At 58.3% G+C, this 16,170-nt stretch carries 18 protein-coding genes; 11 read left to right on the top strand and 7 right to left on the bottom strand.

Annotated features, from left to right (window positions below):
• The first annotated feature begins 49 nt into the window (after positions 1-49).
• Positions 50-235, top strand: a complete 186-nt coding sequence (locus I6I12_RS09260) for a hypothetical protein (protein ID WP_023022020.1) — start codon at positions 50-52, stop codon at positions 233-235.
• A 99-nt stretch (positions 236-334) separates the two neighbouring features.
• On the opposite strand, the gene I6I12_RS09255 is transcribed toward I6I12_RS09260, so the two are convergent.
• Entirely contained in the window at positions 335-964 is a 630-nt protein-coding gene (locus tag I6I12_RS09255) for a resuscitation-promoting factor Rpf1 domain-containing protein (protein WP_049360602.1), read from the bottom strand.
• A gap of 321 nt (positions 965-1,285) precedes the next feature.
• Between I6I12_RS09255 and I6I12_RS09250 the strand changes: the two genes are divergently transcribed.
• Positions 1,286-1,666, top strand: coding sequence for a cold-shock protein (locus I6I12_RS09250; protein ID WP_005323875.1), 381 nt, complete (start codon positions 1,286-1,288; stop codon positions 1,664-1,666).
• Here I6I12_RS09250 and I6I12_RS09245 read toward each other — a convergent pair.
• Both I6I12_RS09245 and I6I12_RS09240 read right to left on the bottom strand, forming a co-directional pair.
• Entirely contained in the window at positions 1,663-2,241 is a 579-nt protein-coding gene (locus tag I6I12_RS09245; RefSeq protein WP_200287987.1) for a DUF2771 domain-containing protein, read from the bottom strand. The two genes, I6I12_RS09250 and I6I12_RS09245, sit on opposite strands and share 4 nt — an antisense overlap.
• Positions 2,242-2,247: 6 nt before the next feature.
• Positions 2,248-3,012 (bottom strand): glutaminyl-peptide cyclotransferase, encoded by a 765-nt coding sequence (locus I6I12_RS09240; protein ID WP_200287985.1) that lies wholly within the window; start codon positions 3,010-3,012, stop codon positions 2,248-2,250.
• Between the two features lie 38 nt (positions 3,013-3,050).
• On the opposite strand from I6I12_RS09240, the gene I6I12_RS09235 reads away from it, so the two are divergent.
• Genes I6I12_RS09235 through I6I12_RS09225 form a run of 3 tightly spaced genes read left to right on the top strand, consistent with a single transcriptional unit; the run spans position 3,051 to position 5,988 of the window.
• Positions 3,051-3,719, top strand: a complete 669-nt coding sequence (locus I6I12_RS09235) for a DUF3027 domain-containing protein (protein WP_200287983.1) — start codon at positions 3,051-3,053, stop codon at positions 3,717-3,719.
• Between the two features lie 49 nt (positions 3,720-3,768).
• On the top strand, positions 3,769-5,172 hold the full coding sequence (locus I6I12_RS09230) for an NCS2 family permease (protein ID WP_200287981.1): 1,404 nt from the start codon (positions 3,769-3,771) through the stop codon (positions 5,170-5,172).
• Positions 5,173-5,181: 9 nt separating this feature from the next.
• Positions 5,182-5,988, top strand: a complete 807-nt coding sequence (locus I6I12_RS09225; RefSeq protein WP_200287979.1) for a TrmH family RNA methyltransferase — start codon at positions 5,182-5,184, stop codon at positions 5,986-5,988.
• On the opposite strand, the gene I6I12_RS09220 is transcribed toward I6I12_RS09225, so the two are convergent.
• The 3 genes from I6I12_RS09220 to serC all read right to left on the bottom strand — a co-directional run bounded on the left by I6I12_RS09220 (position 5,949) and on the right by serC (position 8,889).
• Entirely contained in the window at positions 5,949-6,779 is an 831-nt protein-coding gene (locus I6I12_RS09220; RefSeq protein ID WP_023022013.1) for a DUF6928 family protein, read from the bottom strand. The two genes, I6I12_RS09225 and I6I12_RS09220, sit on opposite strands and share 40 nt — an antisense overlap.
• 2 nt (positions 6,780-6,781) lie before the next feature.
• Positions 6,782-7,657 (bottom strand): septation protein SepH, encoded by an 876-nt coding sequence (sepH, locus tag I6I12_RS09215; RefSeq protein WP_023022012.1) that lies wholly within the window; start codon positions 7,655-7,657, stop codon positions 6,782-6,784.
• Between the two features lie 113 nt (positions 7,658-7,770).
• Positions 7,771-8,889, bottom strand: a complete 1,119-nt coding sequence (serC, locus tag I6I12_RS09210; protein ID WP_200287977.1) for a phosphoserine transaminase — start codon at positions 8,887-8,889, stop codon at positions 7,771-7,773.
• Positions 8,890-9,048: 159 nt separating this feature from the next.
• On the opposite strand from serC, the gene I6I12_RS09205 reads away from it, so the two are divergent.
• The 6 genes from I6I12_RS09205 (at position 9,049) to I6I12_RS09180 (ending at position 15,123) form a co-directional block, all read left to right on the top strand.
• Complete coding sequence (locus tag I6I12_RS09205) at positions 9,049-10,341, top strand: citrate synthase (RefSeq protein WP_023022010.1); 1,293 nt, start codon at positions 9,049-9,051, stop codon at positions 10,339-10,341.
• Positions 10,342-10,464: 123 nt separating this feature from the next.
• Positions 10,465-10,824 carry an FKBP-type peptidyl-prolyl cis-trans isomerase gene (locus I6I12_RS09200; protein WP_005323855.1) on the top strand — a complete coding sequence of 120 codons (360 nt, stop codon included), beginning with the start codon at positions 10,465-10,467 and terminating at the stop codon, positions 10,822-10,824.
• Between the two features lie 68 nt (positions 10,825-10,892).
• A complete protein-coding gene (locus tag I6I12_RS09195; RefSeq protein ID WP_200287976.1) occupies positions 10,893-11,756 on the top strand; it encodes an aldo/keto reductase in 864 nt (287 codons plus the stop codon).
• 290 nt (positions 11,757-12,046) lie between these two features.
• Positions 12,047-12,394: a DUF485 domain-containing protein gene (locus tag I6I12_RS09190; protein ID WP_023022008.1), complete on the top strand. Its 348-nt coding sequence runs from the start codon at positions 12,047-12,049 to the stop codon at positions 12,392-12,394.
• Entirely contained in the window at positions 12,394-14,037 is a 1,644-nt protein-coding gene (locus I6I12_RS09185; RefSeq protein WP_200287974.1) for a solute symporter family protein, read from the top strand. The genes I6I12_RS09190 and I6I12_RS09185 overlap by 1 nt, the downstream gene beginning before the upstream one ends.
• 39 nt (positions 14,038-14,076) lie before the next feature.
• Positions 14,077-15,123: a hypothetical protein gene (locus tag I6I12_RS09180; RefSeq protein ID WP_200287972.1), complete on the top strand. Its 1,047-nt coding sequence runs from the start codon at positions 14,077-14,079 to the stop codon at positions 15,121-15,123.
• Positions 15,124-15,125: 2 nt separating this feature from the next.
• Here I6I12_RS09180 and I6I12_RS09175 read toward each other — a convergent pair whose 3' ends face one another.
• Complete coding sequence (locus I6I12_RS09175; RefSeq protein WP_200287970.1) at positions 15,126-16,118, bottom strand: DUF1906 domain-containing protein; 993 nt, start codon at positions 16,116-16,118, stop codon at positions 15,126-15,128.
• Positions 16,119-16,170 lie beyond the last annotated feature (52 nt).

Below are 16,170 nucleotides of genomic sequence, written 5' to 3'. Positions count from 1 at the left end.
GCTATCGATTGAGTTACGTTTTTGCGCAAGGTTTGAAATAATAGGGACTATGTCGAATGAGAAGAAGGGTCACGTTTCCCCGGCTTGGCCGAAGAACGAAAATCGCGAGCACGCAATCACGGAAATCTCTGCGCCTTTTGCTGGTGCATCCAGCCCCTACGGCGATGATCTGATTTTGCCGATGCCGGCAGAGAAGCTGAACTACGTTCACCCTTATACTCGCATCAACCGCTAAAGCATTCCCCCGCCTCGGTGCGGGGGAAGATTTGTATCTAGCGTTCCCTCACGCAGAAAAGGCCCCTTGCATGAGCAAGGGGCCTTTCAGCGCTGTGTCTTAGCGGGTGATGTTCTCAATCATCTGCGCAATCGGGTCGATGACGTTGCGGTTGGCAGAGTAGAAGTTGTTGAAGTCGTGGCGGTTAGCCTTGTACAGCTCGGTGAACTGTGGAGGCAGAGCCAGGCCGTAGGAGTTAGCGGCGTTCTTGATGGTGTTGTACAGGGCATCAACGGCCAGCTCGTCGGACTTCTGGGCAGCAGCCTGCTTAACCGGAGCCGGTGCCTGGGCCGGAGCCTTAGGCGCAGCGGACGGAGCGGTGCGCTGGGTAGGAGCGGAGTTCAGGCCAAGGGAAGCGGAGCAAGCCGGCCATGCGCCCCAGCCCTGGGAAGCAAGCACGCGCTCAGCAACAACGATCTGCTGCTCGCGGGAAGCCTGGTCAGCGGTAGCTGCGAACTCGCCGCCGCCATTAGCCTGCCAGGTCTGCGGGTTGAACTGCAGTCCGCCGTAGAAGCCATTGCCGGTGTTGATGTGCCAGTTGCCGCCGGCCTCGCACTGTGCCAAGCGGTCCCAGTCGGAATCCGGGGCAGCAGATGCGGTTGGTGCCATGATGGCAGCAGCGGCGCCGAAGGCGACGGTGCCGGCGGTGAACTTAGCGGCCATGCGGTTCTTAGCGGAGTGGCGTCCCATGTAGTTAGTCCTCTCTGTGTGCCCGCATTAAGTGCAAAGAATATGTACCAAAAAGAAAGGGCGGGCGAGGGTAACTTTCTTAACGGCTCTTAAATGTCTGGGGGACAGCGTAGCGGTTTATAACGAAAGTGTCACGTTATGGGCACTAAATGGGAAAGGAATGGGGCGAATGTGGCACGTGCGAGGGTATTTGTGCAGGTGAGTGGCCACATGTGATCTGTGGCACATGGCGGAGGTGTGTCGCGTTAGCGTGCGCGACTTCTGTTGTTTTGACCAGGCAGCTAAAATAAAGATTTTCCCCTAGAGAAGAGGTGGGTACCTATGCCTATTGGCAAAGTGAAGTGGTATGACGCCGAGAAAGGTTTCGGTTTCGTCAGCAACCCGGGCGATGAAGACGTCTATGTCGGCCGCAACGTGTTGCCTAAGGGAGTAGAGGAACTGTTCCCAGGCCAGCGCATCGATTTCGATTTCGCGGCTGGCCGCCGTGGTCCGCAGGCGCTGCGGGTCAAGGTATTGGATAAGCCGCGTCGCCGCACGCCGGCCCGCAAGCCCGAGGAACTCGGCAGCATGGTCTCTGATGTAATGACTTTGCTGGAGTCACAGATTCAGCCGGTGCTCAATTCCGGCCGCTACCCGGAGCGCAAGACTGGCCGCCAGGTAGCAGAAATCCTTCGCGCAATTGCGAAGGATTTGGATAGCTAGTCAGAAGCCTTCGTGGATTCCTCCGCGGAGGCTTCTCGTTCTTTATCGGTCATCGTGGTGAGCGACCACACGGTGGCCAAGGGGGTTTCGTCACCGTTGTCATCGGTGCCGATCATCATGGAGGAAATCTCTACCACCTTGAGGCGGGGGCGCTTGCCGGTGGAGGCCTTGATGGGCTCTACGGAGCCGGGGATTGATACCTCAGAAGTTTCGTTCGCGCCGTGTGCGGTTTCATCATTGGCGGCGGGGTCATCGTAGATGGAAAGAATCTTCCATTCATGATCAGAAATTTCTTCGGGGATATCCAACTTGAGAGTGTCGTCTTCTCCCACGGTGAGGTTCGGGACCTCGCCTTCTGGGCAATCGGTGCCGGGCTCGCACGCGATATAGGGGCTGACCTCGAGGGAATTATCGCCCACGGTGGCGGTCACCTTGATGTCGCGCGGATCTGGGCCTGGACGCTGGTTCCACCAGTTCTGGAAGATCACTACGGCCGCGACGATGACTGCCACGACCACGATGAGGGCCAAGATCTGCAGCAGCGACTTTTTCCTTGCTTCCTTACGGGTTGCCATGGGCCTTTACCTTACTCGAACGTGGAAGAGTTCTTTCCACCGCTTGCCGGTAAGCCAGAACTCATCGTCTTTGATGTGCGCGATGCCGTTGAGGACGTCATCGGGGTCGGTATAGCGGGATTTATCTATGGCGTCGGTGGAAATGACGGCGGTCACGCGGCCGGTGGAAGGATCGATGCGGTAGATATTGTCATCCATCCACACATTGGCATAAACGGAATCGCCCACGCACTCCAGCTCATTGATGTCCTCGAGGGGTTTTCCTTCCAAGCTGACGTCGGTGGTCGAGCGCTCGGCAAAAGTTTCCGGATCCATATGCCGCAGGGTAGCGGAGCCATCGGACATGAGAAGATCCTCGCCGTTATTACAGAGACCCCACCCTTCACCGGTGTAGGAGGCGGTATCGATCTGGCGCAGGTCCTGGTCGTATTTCAGGGCCTGGCCGGACTTCCAGGTTAGCTGCCAGATGGAATCTCCGGCCTGAGTGATGCCTTCGCCAAAGTAGCGGTTATCCAGGCGCGTTTTGGCCAAGGTTTCGCCGGTTTCGGGGGAGAAGCGCTCCAGACGAGATTCGCCCCATTGGCCGGTGCCAAGGAGCAGGTTGCCGTCCGGATCCGTCTCAAGGCCTTGAGTAAAGGAATTGGCCGGCAGGGAAGCGGTGCCTAAGACCTCGACGGCGAGGTGCTCAACTTCGGGTTCTGCAGGGGTAGAGGAACAGGCGACGAGGGCGCAGGGCAGGAGAATGCAGGCAGTGCGGGAAAGAAACGACATGCACCATATGTACCACCGTGTACGCCCCATAATGAATAATGAGGGGCGTGAGTAAGCGAAAAGCAAATCCGTTGATCGATTCCCGCGCCGTGCGCATTGCGCGCGAGGCGCTGGATGAGGTGGGGGAAGGGGGCGTCGGCAAGCATATCGGCGTCGCTGGGATGGGCCGAAACGTTGCTACCCACCGATTTGAAGCAGAGATGCCTGGCTACCCCGGCTGGGAATGGCAGGCGGTGCTCGCCTGTGCGGAGGGATCGCGCTACGTCACCGTCAATGAAGTGGCGCTGGTGCCAGGCGGGGAAGCTCTGCAGCCGCCGGAATGGGTGCCCTATGAGGATCGCGTGCGGCCGGGCGACCTTGGGCCGGGCGACCTCATGCCACCGGCCGTAGATGATTCCCGCCTGGACGGCGACAAGCTTTCCAAGTCCGGCATGGAAGACGCCAAGAAGCGCTGGCGCACCGAGCGTGGCCCGAATACGGATATGGCGGCCAAGGCGCGCCTGCAATGCCGCACCTGTGGGTTTTATGTAGAGCTGATGGAAAACTACGGCGTCTGTGCCAATGAGTATTCTGCGGATGGCCGGGTAGTGCACTCGCGTTATGGTTGTGGCGCGCATTCCCAGACACGGGTGCGGGAAGAAAAGAACCCCGAAGTTGCCTTCGATGATGAAAAACCCATCTTCCAGGATTTTGATTTCGAGGATTAAGGCAGCACACTTATGGCGTAAGACTCGCTGTACGTGAAAGGCGCAGGCGTTGAAAGCCACTCTCGATCGCTATTTCCATATCTCTGAACGTGGTTCCTCCATTGGAACCGAGCTACGCGCGGGAACGGTCTCGTTCTTCGCCATGGCCTATATTATTCTCTTGAACCCACTTATCCTCGGCACCACCGAGGACGCAGATGGCTACGCGCTGGGCGTGCCGCAGGTTGCCGCCGCCACCGCGCTGGTCGCGGGCGTAATGTCTATCCTCTTCGGCGCGATTGCCAAATACCCCTTCGCCATGGCCGCCGGCCTGGGCATGAACACCTTCGTGGGCGTGAGCATGGTCGCCACCAGCGGGCTGACCTGGCAAGAATCGATGGGCCTGGTGGTTATCGAGGGCATCATCATCGTTCTGCTGGCCATTTCCGGTTTCCGCACCGCCGTCTTCGACGCCATCCCGCAGTCCATGAAGGCGGCGATGGGCGTAGGCATCGGCATGTTCATCGCCATGATCGGCCTTGTGGACGGTGGTTTTGTCACCCGCGTGCCGGACGCTGCGCATACCACCGTGCCGGTGGGCTTGGGCATTAATGGATCGATTTCCACTTGGCCGGCGCTGGTCTTTGTCATCGGCCTTATTATCTGTTCCTTCATGGTCATCCGGAACGTGCCGGGTGGGCTTTTTATCGCCATCGTGCTCACCACCATCATCGCTTTTATCGTGCAGGTATTTACCGGCTCCGAGGACTGGGGCATGGCCGCGCCCGTCAAACCAGAAGCGCTCGGTGGGATTCCGGACCTGTCCATTGTGGGCGATGTGAACCTGGTAGGCGCATTCACGAAAATCGGCGTGGTTTCCACCGTCTTGCTCATTTTCACCCTGTTGCTTACCAACTTCTTTGATGCGATGGGCACCATGACCGGCCTGGGCAAGCAAGGCAAGCTTGTCGACGCCGACGGCAACCTCCCCGATATGAAAAAGGCCCTCGTCGTAGAAGGCTTTGGCGCAGTGGCCGGTGGCCTAGGCTGTGCTTCTTCCAATACCGTCTTCGCGGATTCCTCCGCCGGCATTGCCGATGGCGCCCGCACCGGTCTGGCCAACCTGATGACCGGCCTGCTGTTCCTCGCCGCGATGTTTTTGACCCCGCTTTATGAAATCGTGCCTATCGAGGCCGCCTCCCCGGTGCTAGTCATCGTCGGCGTGATGATGGCCGCGCAGCTGACCGAGATCCGCTGGACCAAGATGGAAATCGCCATTCCGGCCTTCCTGACCATTGTGACCATGCCCTTTACCTATTCCATTGCCAACGGTATTGGCGTAGGCTTTATCTCCTTCGCGCTCATGTCCACCTTTGCCGGTAAGGCCAAGGAAGTGCACTGGATCATGTGGCTCTTGGCCGGCCTCTTCGTGATTTTCTTTGGCATGGATCCGATATCCAATGCCATCGGCTAGCCTAAAGGCATGCTGATTACTGACCCTGCGGACCCTCGCCTGGACGATATTCGGAACCTCAACAAATCCGATAAATCCGGCGAGGGTCTCGTCATTGCAGAGGGCCCGCTGGTGGTCTCCCGGCTGGCCGAATCCCGGTTCCCCATGCGTTGCTTGGTGGGCTTTCCTAAGAAGCTGGAAGCATACGTTTCCGAGTATGGCGAGCCTGAGTGCCCCATCTACGAGGTCTCCCGCGAGACCCTCGCAGAGGTAGCGGGCTTTGATATGCACCGCGGGCTTGTCGCCGCCGCGGACCGCGCCCCAGAGCCGGATCTGGGAGAGATTTTGAAGACCGCGAAAACCATCGCAGTGCTGGAGGGCGTGGGCGATCACGAGAATATTGGCGCAATCTTCCGCCACGCCGCCGGCATGGGGGTGGACGCGGTGCTGCTCGGCTCAGGGGCCGCAGATCCGCTCTATCGACGCTCGGTGCGCGTATCCATGGGGCACGTGCTGCGCTTGCCCTTTGCCCATTTGGAAGGCGGGTTCACCACGTGGCAGCGTTCCTTGCAGGCGCTTGCCGACGCCTCCTTTACCCTCATTTCCTTAACCCCCAACCCCCAAGCGGTGCATTTGGCCGAGGCCATGCATGGCTTGGATAAGGTGGCCATGCTCGTCGGTGCGGAAGGCCCTGGCCTTACCGAACACGCAATGAAGGCCACCGATGTGCGCGCACGCATACCGATGGCCCCGGGTACGGATTCCCTCAATGTGGCAACGGCCGCCGCCATTTCCTTTTATGAACGCCAGCGCTCCTTGAGCGACCTAAACGTCTGAGCGCCCCAATTGCCGATGAGGGAACCCAGATGCTTCGCAGTGGAGATGATCTCCTCGCCAGTGGATTCCGGCTCGGCGCTGTGGTCCTCGTAATCATCATAATCGTTCAGACCCAGCTTATTGGCCGACTGCGCAGCTAATTCGCCCACGGTCCGCTTCGGCTTCGGCGGGTCGATCTTCGGCTCTGGGCGGCCGTCAACCGCGTAACCCACGACGTCCAGATCCGGGCCATCGTGTCCTACCTCGATGCCGAGCCAGTACTCCTGGGCCGCCTCCATGATGCCCTGCGGCTCGAAGGGCAGGGAAATGCCACCGATCGGTTCGTACTTTTCTCCTGCCCAGTAGGGCGCCTCGAAAGGCTCTGGCAGGCCGGTGTCTTCATAAAGGTGCTCGCGCGTAGCGCACAGGCAGCGCTTGAGCTGGCCACCCTCCCACAGGGCGAAGCCGGCATAGCCTTCCTTTTCATTACTCGCCAGCGCAATGACGCGCTGGGCGGGGACCGCATTGAGTAGGGTTTCCGGCAGCTGAGAGAGGAGGACAGAGTCTCCTTCGCACACCGTCTGTACCACGGTGATGCCGGGGTAGCCGCCGATATAGTACTCATGTGGATCCGTCTGCGCGGAGCGGTTAAGCGGGAATTGCCCAATCGGGGTGACCGGGAATGTCGGGTCTAATTGGGCGAGGAATTTTCGCCCAAAGCCGCGATCCGCCTTGGGCTCGGTCTTTAGCACCTCTTCTGCGTTGGGCTTAGAGATGTACCAGAGAGTGAGTACTGCGTGAGAGATGTCCACGATTAGTCCCTAGGGCGCTTGGTATTGGAGCGAACGCCGAGTAGTACGTCCTCCCAATGCGGAGTGACGGCCTTGCGGCGGCGCTTGGCGGGCTTTTCTTCCGGGGAGGGGTTCTGTAGGAACTCCTCTTCCTCGGGCTCTTCCGGCGGGGTGGTTGGCGCAGTGAGGTCAGTGACGTTGCTGGGCTGATCGCCGTCGATAGCTTCGTCGTAGCGGCCACTGCCCAACGAGGTCAGCGAGCGCACCGGCTGTACGAAGTCCGGGTCCGTTAGGTCTGCGGCCACCGAGTTGCGGGCCTCCACCGTGGCGGGCGAGGACATGGACTGCTTGAAGTACCACTCGGCTTCGTTCTCGGACAGGCCGGCCTTCCACGTCACGCGCACGATCCAGGCCTCGCCCTGGTGGCGGTAGGCGTCCCAGGTGGACTCGGACAGTGAGTGTCCGCGAGCGGCAAAGGCGGTAGCAAGAACCTCCCACAGGGTGAGCTTGGCTGGGCCGTCCTCGCGTACCGGGTGAGCCTGCTTGGCAATCTCCGCGATGCGGTTGCGCTCCAGCATGACCGGGTAGGCGAAGGGTTCAATGCGGGACTCGGGCACGCCCATTTCTTCCGCCACTTCCGCCGCGGAGGCACCGGCGCGGATGCGGTTTTGGATCTCCGCCGGGCGAATCTTTGCCTCTTCAACCGGCTCCGGTTTGGCGGGCTTGGCAAGGCTGATGGCGGGAGCCGCCGGCTCTTCTTCCGGGGTTTCCTGCTGCTCACCCTGCAGGACCTCGCGCAGTTCATCGGTGATGGAGAGGAAAAACTCTTCGCCGTCTTCGGTGCGCAGCACCAAAGAGGTTTCAGTCGATTCGCTGTCAACTGGGAACAGCTCGCGCATAATAGGGCGCTCCTTTTGCCTATCGACGGCGGACAATTCTGTGATGCATTCAACTATAACGTGAAAAGCCCCACGGCCTGCGAGGCGGCGGGGCATGTTGAGTGAGTGATGCGTTACTTTGCATCCAAGACGTAGTCAATGCACTGGGTGAGCTTAGCGATATCCTCCGGATCAATGGCGGGGAACATGCCGATGCGCAGTTGGTTGCGGCCCAGCTTGCGGTACGGTTCCACGTCCACGATGCCGTTGGCGCGCAGGGTGGCGGCGAGCGCTGCGGCATCGACGGAGGCTGCAAAGTCGATAGTGCCCACCACGAGCGAACGAGAAGCAGGATGTGCGACGAATGGAGTGGCCTCTGGGCGGGATTCGGCCCAGCGGTACAGGTTAGTAGAGGACTGCGTGGTGCGCTCTACCATGCCGTCCAAGCCTCCGTTCTCATTCATCCACTGGATTTGGTTATCCAGCATGAGCAGGGTGGCAATCGCCGGGGTGTTATAGGTCTGGTTCTTGCGCGAGTTATCCACTGCGGTTTGAAGGTTGAGGAAATTAGGGATATAGCGCTCAGAGGCGTTGATCCTTTCAATCCGCTCCAGGGCGGCGGGGGACATGGCGGCTAGCCACAGGCCGCCGTCAGAGGCAAAGCATTTCTGCGGCGAGAAGTAGTAGACGTCCGTGTCGGCGATATTTACCGGCAGGCCGCCTGCCCCAGAGGTGGCGTCTACAACCACCAATTGTTGGTCGTTGCGCGGGTGTGGGCGGGTGACCTCTGCCATCGCACCGGTGGAGGTTTCATTATGCGCCCAAGCAACCACGTCCGCCTCCGCGGAGAGATCGCCTACGTCGGGCACGGTGCCCGCGGGAGCCTCCACGATGGACGGGGCATCAAGCCAAGGGGCACCCGCGGCAGACTTTGCAAACTTAGTGGAAAACTCGCCAAAGGTAAGGTGCGCGGAGTGGCGTTCAATGAGTCCGAAAGTGGCGGCATCCCAGAAAGCGGTGGCGCCGCCCACAGAGAGGACAATTTCGTAGCCTTCTGGCAACGAGAAGAGAGCGCTTAATCCTTCCCGTACCGAACCTACGAGGTTTTTGACCGCTGGCTTGCGGTGGGAGGTGCCCATGACTGCAGGTTCTATGGCTGCAAGCTGGTCGGGGCGAACCTTGGAGGGGCCACAGCCAAAGCGGCCGTCGGCAGGCAGGAGATGGGCGGGCAGCGTAAGTTCTGGAGTGCTCATGAGTGTCAGTGTAGGACAGTTCCGGTCGAACGGCAGTTATTTTAGTCGACCGAAACTTGTAGGCGGCGTCACAAAGTTTGCTAAACTGTGAAGAGCTATCCAACTAGCTTCTTTAAGTTAGTGCCTAATAATGACTCTCACAAAGAGAAAGGAACTTCCGTGGCTTCTGAAGACAACAAAGTAGTGCTCCAGTACCCAGGCGGCGAGTACGAGATGGACATCAAGCAGTCCACCGAGGGTGACTCCGGCTTTGACATCTCCAAGCTCCGTAACGAAACCGGACTTGTTACCTTCGACCCTGGTTACACCTCCACCGGTTCCACCGAGTCCAAGATCACCTTCATTAATGGTGAAGAGGGCATCCTGCGCCACCGTGGCTACGACATTGCAGACCTTGCAGAAAATGCTTCCTTCAACGAAGTTTCTTACCTCCTGATCAAGGGTCACCTGCCCAACGAGGAAGAGCTCAGCCACTTTAATAAGGAAATTCGCCACCACACCCTGCTGGATGAGGATTTCAAGGCCGCGTTCAACATCTTCCCGCGCAACGCACACCCGATGGCGGTGCTAGCTTCCTCCCTTAACATTCTCTCCGCTTACTACCAGGACCAGCTCAACCCGCTGGACCCAGAGCAGCTGGATAAGGCAACCGTTCGCCTGCTGGCTAAGGTGCCAATGCTGGCCGCCTATGCCTACCGAGCTTCCCAGGGTAAGCCTTATATGTACCCGGATAATAGCCTGAACGCCCGCGAGAACTTCTTGCGCATGATGTTTGGCTACCCAACCGAGGAATACGAGGTTGACCCGGTCGTAGCTAAGGCCCTGGATAAGCTGCTCATTCTGCACGCTGACCACGAGCAGAACTGCTCTACTTCCACCGTGCGCATGATTGGTTCCGCGCAGGCGAACATGTTCGTCTCTATTGCTGGCGGCATTAACGCTCTGTCCGGCCCACTGCACGGTGGTGCAAACCAAGCCGTTCTGGAGATGTTGGAAGATATCCAGAACAACCACGATGGTGACGCTACCGACTTCATGAACCGCGTGAAGAATAAGGAAAAGGGCGTTCGCCTCATGGGCTTCGGCCACCGCGTGTACAAGAACTACGACCCACGCGCTGCCATCGTCAAGGAGACCGCACACGAGATCATCGATCACTTGGGTGGCGACCCGATGCTGGATCTGGCCATGAAGCTGGAAGAGATTGCGCTGAACGATGACTACTTTGTCTCCCGCAAGCTCTACCCGAACGTGGACTTCTACACCGGCCTGATCTACCGCGCCATGGGCTTCCCGACGGACTTCTTCACCGTCCTCTTTGCTATCGGCCGCCTGCCGGGCTGGATTGCTCAGTACCGCGAGCAGCTGGAGATCAACACCAAGATCAACCGTCCGCGCCAGATCTACACCGGCGAGTCCCTGCGTAAGGTTACCCCACGTAACGAGCGCTAAAGCGCCCCGCGGGTTCGCCGAATTAAGCCGAATCGGGTGGTAGCACCTATAATAGGTGCAGCTCGGTTCGGTTTTTAATGCGACCGCACGAACAAACTAGATTTCCCAAGGAGAATAATCCCCATGGATAAGCCTGTTATTGAAGCCCAGTCTGGCCCAGCGCCGACGGACCTTGTCGTAGAAGACATCGTCGTCGGCGACGGTGCTGAGGCACAGCCTGGTGCCGTAGTGGAGGTCCACTACGTCGGCGCTGAATACGAGACCAACCAAGAATTCGATTCCTCGTGGGACCGTGGCCAGTCCATCGAGTTCCCACTGACCGGTCTCATTGCCGGCTGGCAGGAGGGCATTCCGGGAATGAAGGTGGGCGGCCGTCGCAAGCTCATCATTCCGCCGGAAAAGGCCTATGGTCCTGCCGGCGGTGCGCACCCGCTATCCGGCCGCACCTTGGTCTTCATCATTGACCTCATCCGCGCCGACTAAAAGCGCTCAACCCCAGGTTCGCCCTGGGGTTTCGTCGTTTTCGGCGCGGCTTTAAAAACTGCGGCACAATGGAGGGCATGACTGTGCCAACCGTAACTTTTAATGATGACCGCGAAATGCCCCAGCTGGGCCTAGGTACGTACAAGCTCTATGACGAGGAATGCATCCGCGTTATCCGTGAGGCCATCGATTTGGGCTACCGCCACTTCGATACCGCTACGCTGTACAAGAATGAAGAGGCGGTAGGCACCGCCCTCAAGCAGGCAATGGATGCCGGCGATGTCACCCGTGATGAGCTCTTTGTTACTTCCAAGGTCTGGCATTCCCACCACGGTGCGCACAAGGTAGAAGAGGCATTCCAGCAGTCGCTGAAGGATCTGCAGCTGGACTATCTTGACCTGTATCTCATCCACTGGCCGTGGCCGCAGGGTGGCCTATACAACGAGACCTTTGAGGCTATCGCCCGCCTGCAGGGTATGGGTCAGATTGCGTCCATCGGCGTGGCCAACTTCTACGAGGACGTGCTCAAGGACTTGATTTCCACCACCGGTATTTCTCCGGTGCTTAACCAGGTGGAGATTCACCCGGGCTTTACGCAGTCCGGTTTGCGCGCTTTCCATCACGATAATGACATCGTCACCGAGGCATGGGCCCCGTTGGCACGCGGGGTAGTGCTCAATAACCCAGTGATTGAGCAAGCTGCCGCTGACCATGAGGCCACCGAGGGACAGGTTGTGCTGGCTTATCTCATGTCTAAGGGGATGTCCGTGATCCCGAAGTCCGCGCGCACCGAGCGGCTAAAGGAAAACCTCGCTTCCACCGAGTTGGAGCTTACGGCGGAGGAAGTATCCGCCATCGATGCCCTGGAAGGCCAGGAGGGCTTTGGTCGCATGTTTAATGACCCGCGCGAGTTCCCTGGCGACGAGGAATAGTCTCACCCGCAGTTTAAGCCCCCTCACCGGGGGCTTTTCTTTTGTCAAGCGGCTGTTAACAATCTTCGCAAAAGGGGGTTGTTTCCACCGATGGGGGTAGTTGGCTAAAGACGTTGATCCAGCTCGGCGGAACCTATCAGCTTGAAAGGGTGGAGAGGTGAGGTGTTTTCTTGGCAGAGTTCACAACCTTGCAGAAAATGTTCGGTAACTTACATGGAAACATGGATAGTGATTAATAACACATTATCTCGTGTGACCTAAGTTCCTCTCACCCAAGGAGACGAAGCTCTATGAGTGACGTAGCTGCAACTCCTGTCTCGCGCCGCGAACCCACCGGTAGCGAGTTCATCGCGATGCGCGACTCCGCCGAATTCGGCGAGCTGCGCCGTACCTACCGGAGTTTTACTTTTCCCATGACCGTGGCCTTCTTTGTGTGGTACGTGGTCTACGTTCTAGCTGCCGTGTTTGCCCCTGGCTTTATGGCAATCGAGCTTGGTGGCGGCTGGAATATCGGACTGGTTTTCGGCCTAGCCCAGTTCCTCACCACCTTCATTATCACGTGGATCTACGTGAAGTATGCCAATAAGAATATCGAGCCTAAGTCGGCCGCCATCCGTGAAGAGCTGGAGGGCATGTAATGATTACCACCACCCTCGCCGCCGAATCTTCCGCTGGCAATCCCATCTTGAATATCTCCATTTTCGGCATCTTCCTTTTCATCACCATGGCGGTGGTGCTGCGCGCCGGAAAGACCACGAAGAAAGCCTCGGACTTTTATACCGGCGGCGGCACCTTCTCCGGCCGACAAAACGGCCTAGCCATCTCTGGTGACTACCTTTCCGCGGCATCGTTCCTGGGCATCGTTGGTGCTGTGGCGCTCAATGGCTACGACGGCTTTTTGTACTCAGTCGGCTTCTTTGTTGCCTGGCTGGTAGCACTCATGCTCGTCGCTGAGCCCATGCGTAACGTGGGCCGCTTCACCATGGCGGATGTCTTGTCTTTCCGTTTGAAGCAGAAGCCCGTGCGCGTAGCGGCGTCCATCGCCACCCTCTTTGTCACGCTCTTCTATCTCATCGCACAGATGGCAGGCGCTGGTTCTCTAGTGGCCGTGCTGCTGGATATCCACGATTTTAAGTGGCAGGCGGTCGTCGTGGGCATCGTTGGTGTGCTCATGATTGTCTATGTATTGGTCGGTGGCATGAAAGGCACCACCTACGTTCAGATGATCAAGGCTGTGCTCCTAGTAGCCGGCGTAGTCATCATGTGCTTCTTGGTATTCATTGCACTGCGCGGTGGATTTAGCGCGCTGTTTAACAACGCCATTGATATGCACGCCGCCTCTGAACAGATTAAGGAGAAGGGCTATGAAGCTAAAGACATCATGGCCCCTGGCCTGAAATACGGCGCCACCACCGCCACCAAGCTGGATTTCATCTCCTTGGGCATTTCGCTGGTGCTTGGTGTGGGCGGCCTGCCGCACGTGTTGATGCGCTTCTACACCGTGCCTACCGCTACTGAAGCCCGCCGTTCTGTTACCTGGGCGATTGTCATCATCGGCGCCTTCTATCTGATGACCTTGGTCCTGGGATACGGCGCCGCCGCCTTGGTCGGTCCGGACCGCATCCTCGCCGCGCCGGGCGGGGCTAATGCCGCGGCACCACTGCTTGCGCTGGAGATTGGCGGCTCTATCTTCATGGCGGTTATTTCCGCAGTGGCCTTCGCCACCGTGCTTGCCGTGGTTGCTGGCCTGGCCATTACCGCCTCGGCATCCATCGCGCACGATATTTACCATGCGGTCATCCGCAATGGTAAGTCCACAGAAGCCGAGCAAGTTCGCGTTTCCCAGGCCACCGTGGTGGTCCTTGGCATCGTGGCTATCATCTTGGGCATTCTGGCCATGACCCAGAACGTGGCGTTTTTGGTCTCCTTGGCTTTCGCGGTTGCGGCTTCTGCCAACCTGCCGACTATCTTGTACTCCCTGTACTGGCGTCGCTTCAATACCGCAGGCGCGGTGGCCTCCATGTATACCGGCGTGGTGTCCTGCTTGGTGCTCATCTTCTTCTCCCCAGCAGTCTCCGGTTCTGAGACCTCCATGTTCCCGGGCGCGGACTGGGCTATCTTCCCGCTTTCCTCGCCGGGCTTGGTATCCATTCCGCTGTCCTTCTTCGTCGGCTGGTTGGTCTCCATCATGACCAAGCCAGACGACTTGGAGGAGCTTTCTGCAGAAATGGAAGTCCGCTCGCTTACCGGCGTAGGGGTGGAGGCACCCGTCCAGCATTAATTGCCTAGATAGTGCACTCAACCGGTAACATGTATCGACGTGTTTAGAACGTCGTTGACTCGCAAGGCGGCATCAGCCAAGGCTGGTGCCGCTTTAGCCGTATGTATGCTCGCCTTGACCGCCACCGCGTGCAGCACCAGCGAAAGCGATAGCGGCGCGCTTGCCGACGCCCCTTCGGGATTAACAGACACCAACCGCGACGTCCCACCAGAAATCAATGAGTTTCTAGAAGGCGATGAGGGGCGCTCTGTTACCTATATTCGGCTGCATGATGGCATGCATATGGGTTCTGCCTCGGAGCACGAGGCTCGCCCGGCGCTCAGCCTCATCAAGCTCTATATCGCCACCTACGTCATGGAAAAGGGCGAGTACGAAGATAAGTATGAGGCGCTGGATATGATCGCTAGCTCCTCCGATAAGTCCGCCGAGGATCTCTTTGAAAAGTACCCAGAGTCCATCGACACCATTGCCGATGAATTCAAGTTGGAATCCACCAAAGCCGGCGAGAAATGGGGTTACTCGCAGACCTCTACGTATGACGTTGCCAGCTTCATTTCGCAGCTCATCGAGCGCGATGAAACCCACCCAGTGCTCGTAGCTATGGCACATGCCGATCCCATCTCTGAGGATGGCTACCGCCAGGACTATGGCACCGCCAAGCTCTCTAACGTGGTGGGCAGCAAGTGGGGCTGGTCCAATGATAAGTCCATCAACTCTTCCGTCTCCTTTGGTGAGAACTTCGTAGCCGCAGCCTCAATCAATGGCTCGTCCGATGAGCTTACTGATTACGTAAAAGATGAGGTCACCGGAAAGAGCCTGGGCAAGGCTACCGAGCGTTTCCTCAAGTACAAAGACGGCGAGGGCGTGCCGCCGATTGAAACCACTACCTCGGAGACCTCCACGACGTCGTCTAGCAAGAAGGATAAGGACGAAAAACCCGGCACAGGGAAGAAGGATAAATCCGCGTCGAAGGAACCTACCAGCGAATCCACTACGTCCGAAAAGAAGGATAAAGGCAGCTCCGATAAGAAGTCCACAGATAAAAAGAAAGGCTCAGAGAAAACCTCCGAGCCCTCTAAAAAGTAGTACTACCGCGCCTTAGCAACCGTTTCTGCGACGATCTTCGCTAGCTGGCGAATTTGATCGTTGCTCAACGTTTTACCATTGAAAGTGACGCCATCCGCAGTTACCTGCGGTAGCTCTGGCAGCTCTGGATGTTTGCTCTGTAGCTGCGAGCTCAGCTGATTTACCAGGTCGGACGAGCCATTGCTCGGCGCCGTGGCCTGCGGCTGAGTCTTTGGCTGTGTTTTCTTAGTGGTTGGCTTCTTCGCCGGTGCAGGTGCTGCGGACTTGCCCGGTGTCCACTGGCCCCAGTCATCGGCGTAGACCTCGTTAACGTCTACGATGACGCCACCAATGGTCTGCTGTTTGCCGTGCGGCAGCTGGTGAATAGTGGTGCGCGGGTGAATCTTGCCATTAGAGCCCCAGTCATGCATCCAGAAATACTTGCCGATGCCATCCTGGATTGCCCACTCGATGGTGTTGTAATTGCCGTAGACACCTGTCTGGTAGCCGGCCAGCTCCAGCGTCTTGGAAAACGCCTGCAGGTATGGGCGGATTTGGCGGGTGTACTGCTCGCGGGTGGGGTTATCGTCGATAGCAATGTAGATGGGGCGGTTTGTTGGGCCGCCTGCCTTCTTGTGTAGTGCAATCGCCTTCGGTGCGTGAAATGCAGCACCTGCTGCGCCCTGCTTCCAATCCGCGGTTTCCGCGCGGCCAAACTGGTATACGGAAGCGGTGGGCAGGCCTGCTGCCGCATTGGCCTTGGTCTCTTTCAGGGTTACCGGCTTGCCGGCCATCCACGCTGCATCGGGGCGCTTGTCGGAGACGTACCGAATCGCACCCATATGGCCGGCCTTCTTAATTGCCTGCGGGGAAGGAACGCCGGCAGAATAATCGATGATGGTGCCGCGCACCGGTCCGAGCGCCGCCGCATGGGGAGCGGCAGCACCGATGGCGCATGCGGTCAGGGCGAGAGCGCCGACCTTAAAGAGGCCGCGACGGGAGAAAGATGGTGACATGTTGAGCTCCTGCAGTAATCACATTTGTCACAGTAGTTAACAACTGCACCAT

The sequence above is a fragment of the Corynebacterium kefirresidentii genome (assembly GCF_016599755.1).
GTDB lineage: Bacteria > Actinomycetota > Actinomycetes > Mycobacteriales > Mycobacteriaceae > Corynebacterium > Corynebacterium kefirresidentii.
This window is presented reverse-complemented; position numbering and strand designations above follow the sequence as displayed.

Coding starts and splice junctions, on each gene's coding strand:
- I6I12_RS09185 (WP_200287974.1), top strand. CDS start 12,394: ATGATTACCACCACCCTCGCCGCCGAATCTTCCGCTGGCAATCCCATC.
- I6I12_RS09225 (WP_200287979.1), top strand. CDS start 5,182: ATGCTGATTACTGACCCTGCGGACCCTCGCCTGGACGATATTCGGAAC.
- I6I12_RS09190 (WP_023022008.1), top strand. CDS start 12,047: ATGAGTGACGTAGCTGCAACTCCTGTCTCGCGCCGCGAACCCACCGGT.
- I6I12_RS09245 (WP_200287987.1), bottom strand. CDS start 2,241: ATGGCAACCCGTAAGGAAGCAAGGAAAAAGTCGCTGCTGCAGATCTTG.
- I6I12_RS09195 (WP_200287976.1), top strand. CDS start 10,893: ATGGAGGGCATGACTGTGCCAACCGTAACTTTTAATGATGACCGCGAA.
- I6I12_RS09200 (WP_005323855.1), top strand. CDS start 10,465: ATGGATAAGCCTGTTATTGAAGCCCAGTCTGGCCCAGCGCCGACGGAC.
- I6I12_RS09250 (WP_005323875.1), top strand. CDS start 1,286: ATGCCTATTGGCAAAGTGAAGTGGTATGACGCCGAGAAAGGTTTCGGT.
- I6I12_RS09240 (WP_200287985.1), bottom strand. CDS start 3,012: ATGTCGTTTCTTTCCCGCACTGCCTGCATTCTCCTGCCCTGCGCCCTC.
- I6I12_RS09255 (WP_049360602.1), bottom strand. CDS start 964: ATGGGACGCCACTCCGCTAAGAACCGCATGGCCGCTAAGTTCACCGCC.
- serC (WP_200287977.1), bottom strand. CDS start 8,889: ATGAGCACTCCAGAACTTACGCTGCCCGCCCATCTCCTGCCTGCCGAC.
- I6I12_RS09260 (WP_023022020.1), top strand. CDS start 50: ATGTCGAATGAGAAGAAGGGTCACGTTTCCCCGGCTTGGCCGAAGAAC.
- I6I12_RS09235 (WP_200287983.1), top strand. CDS start 3,051: ATGAGGGGCGTGAGTAAGCGAAAAGCAAATCCGTTGATCGATTCCCGC.
- sepH (WP_023022012.1), bottom strand. CDS start 7,657: ATGCGCGAGCTGTTCCCAGTTGACAGCGAATCGACTGAAACCTCTTTG.
- I6I12_RS09175 (WP_200287970.1), bottom strand. CDS start 16,118: ATGTCACCATCTTTCTCCCGTCGCGGCCTCTTTAAGGTCGGCGCTCTC.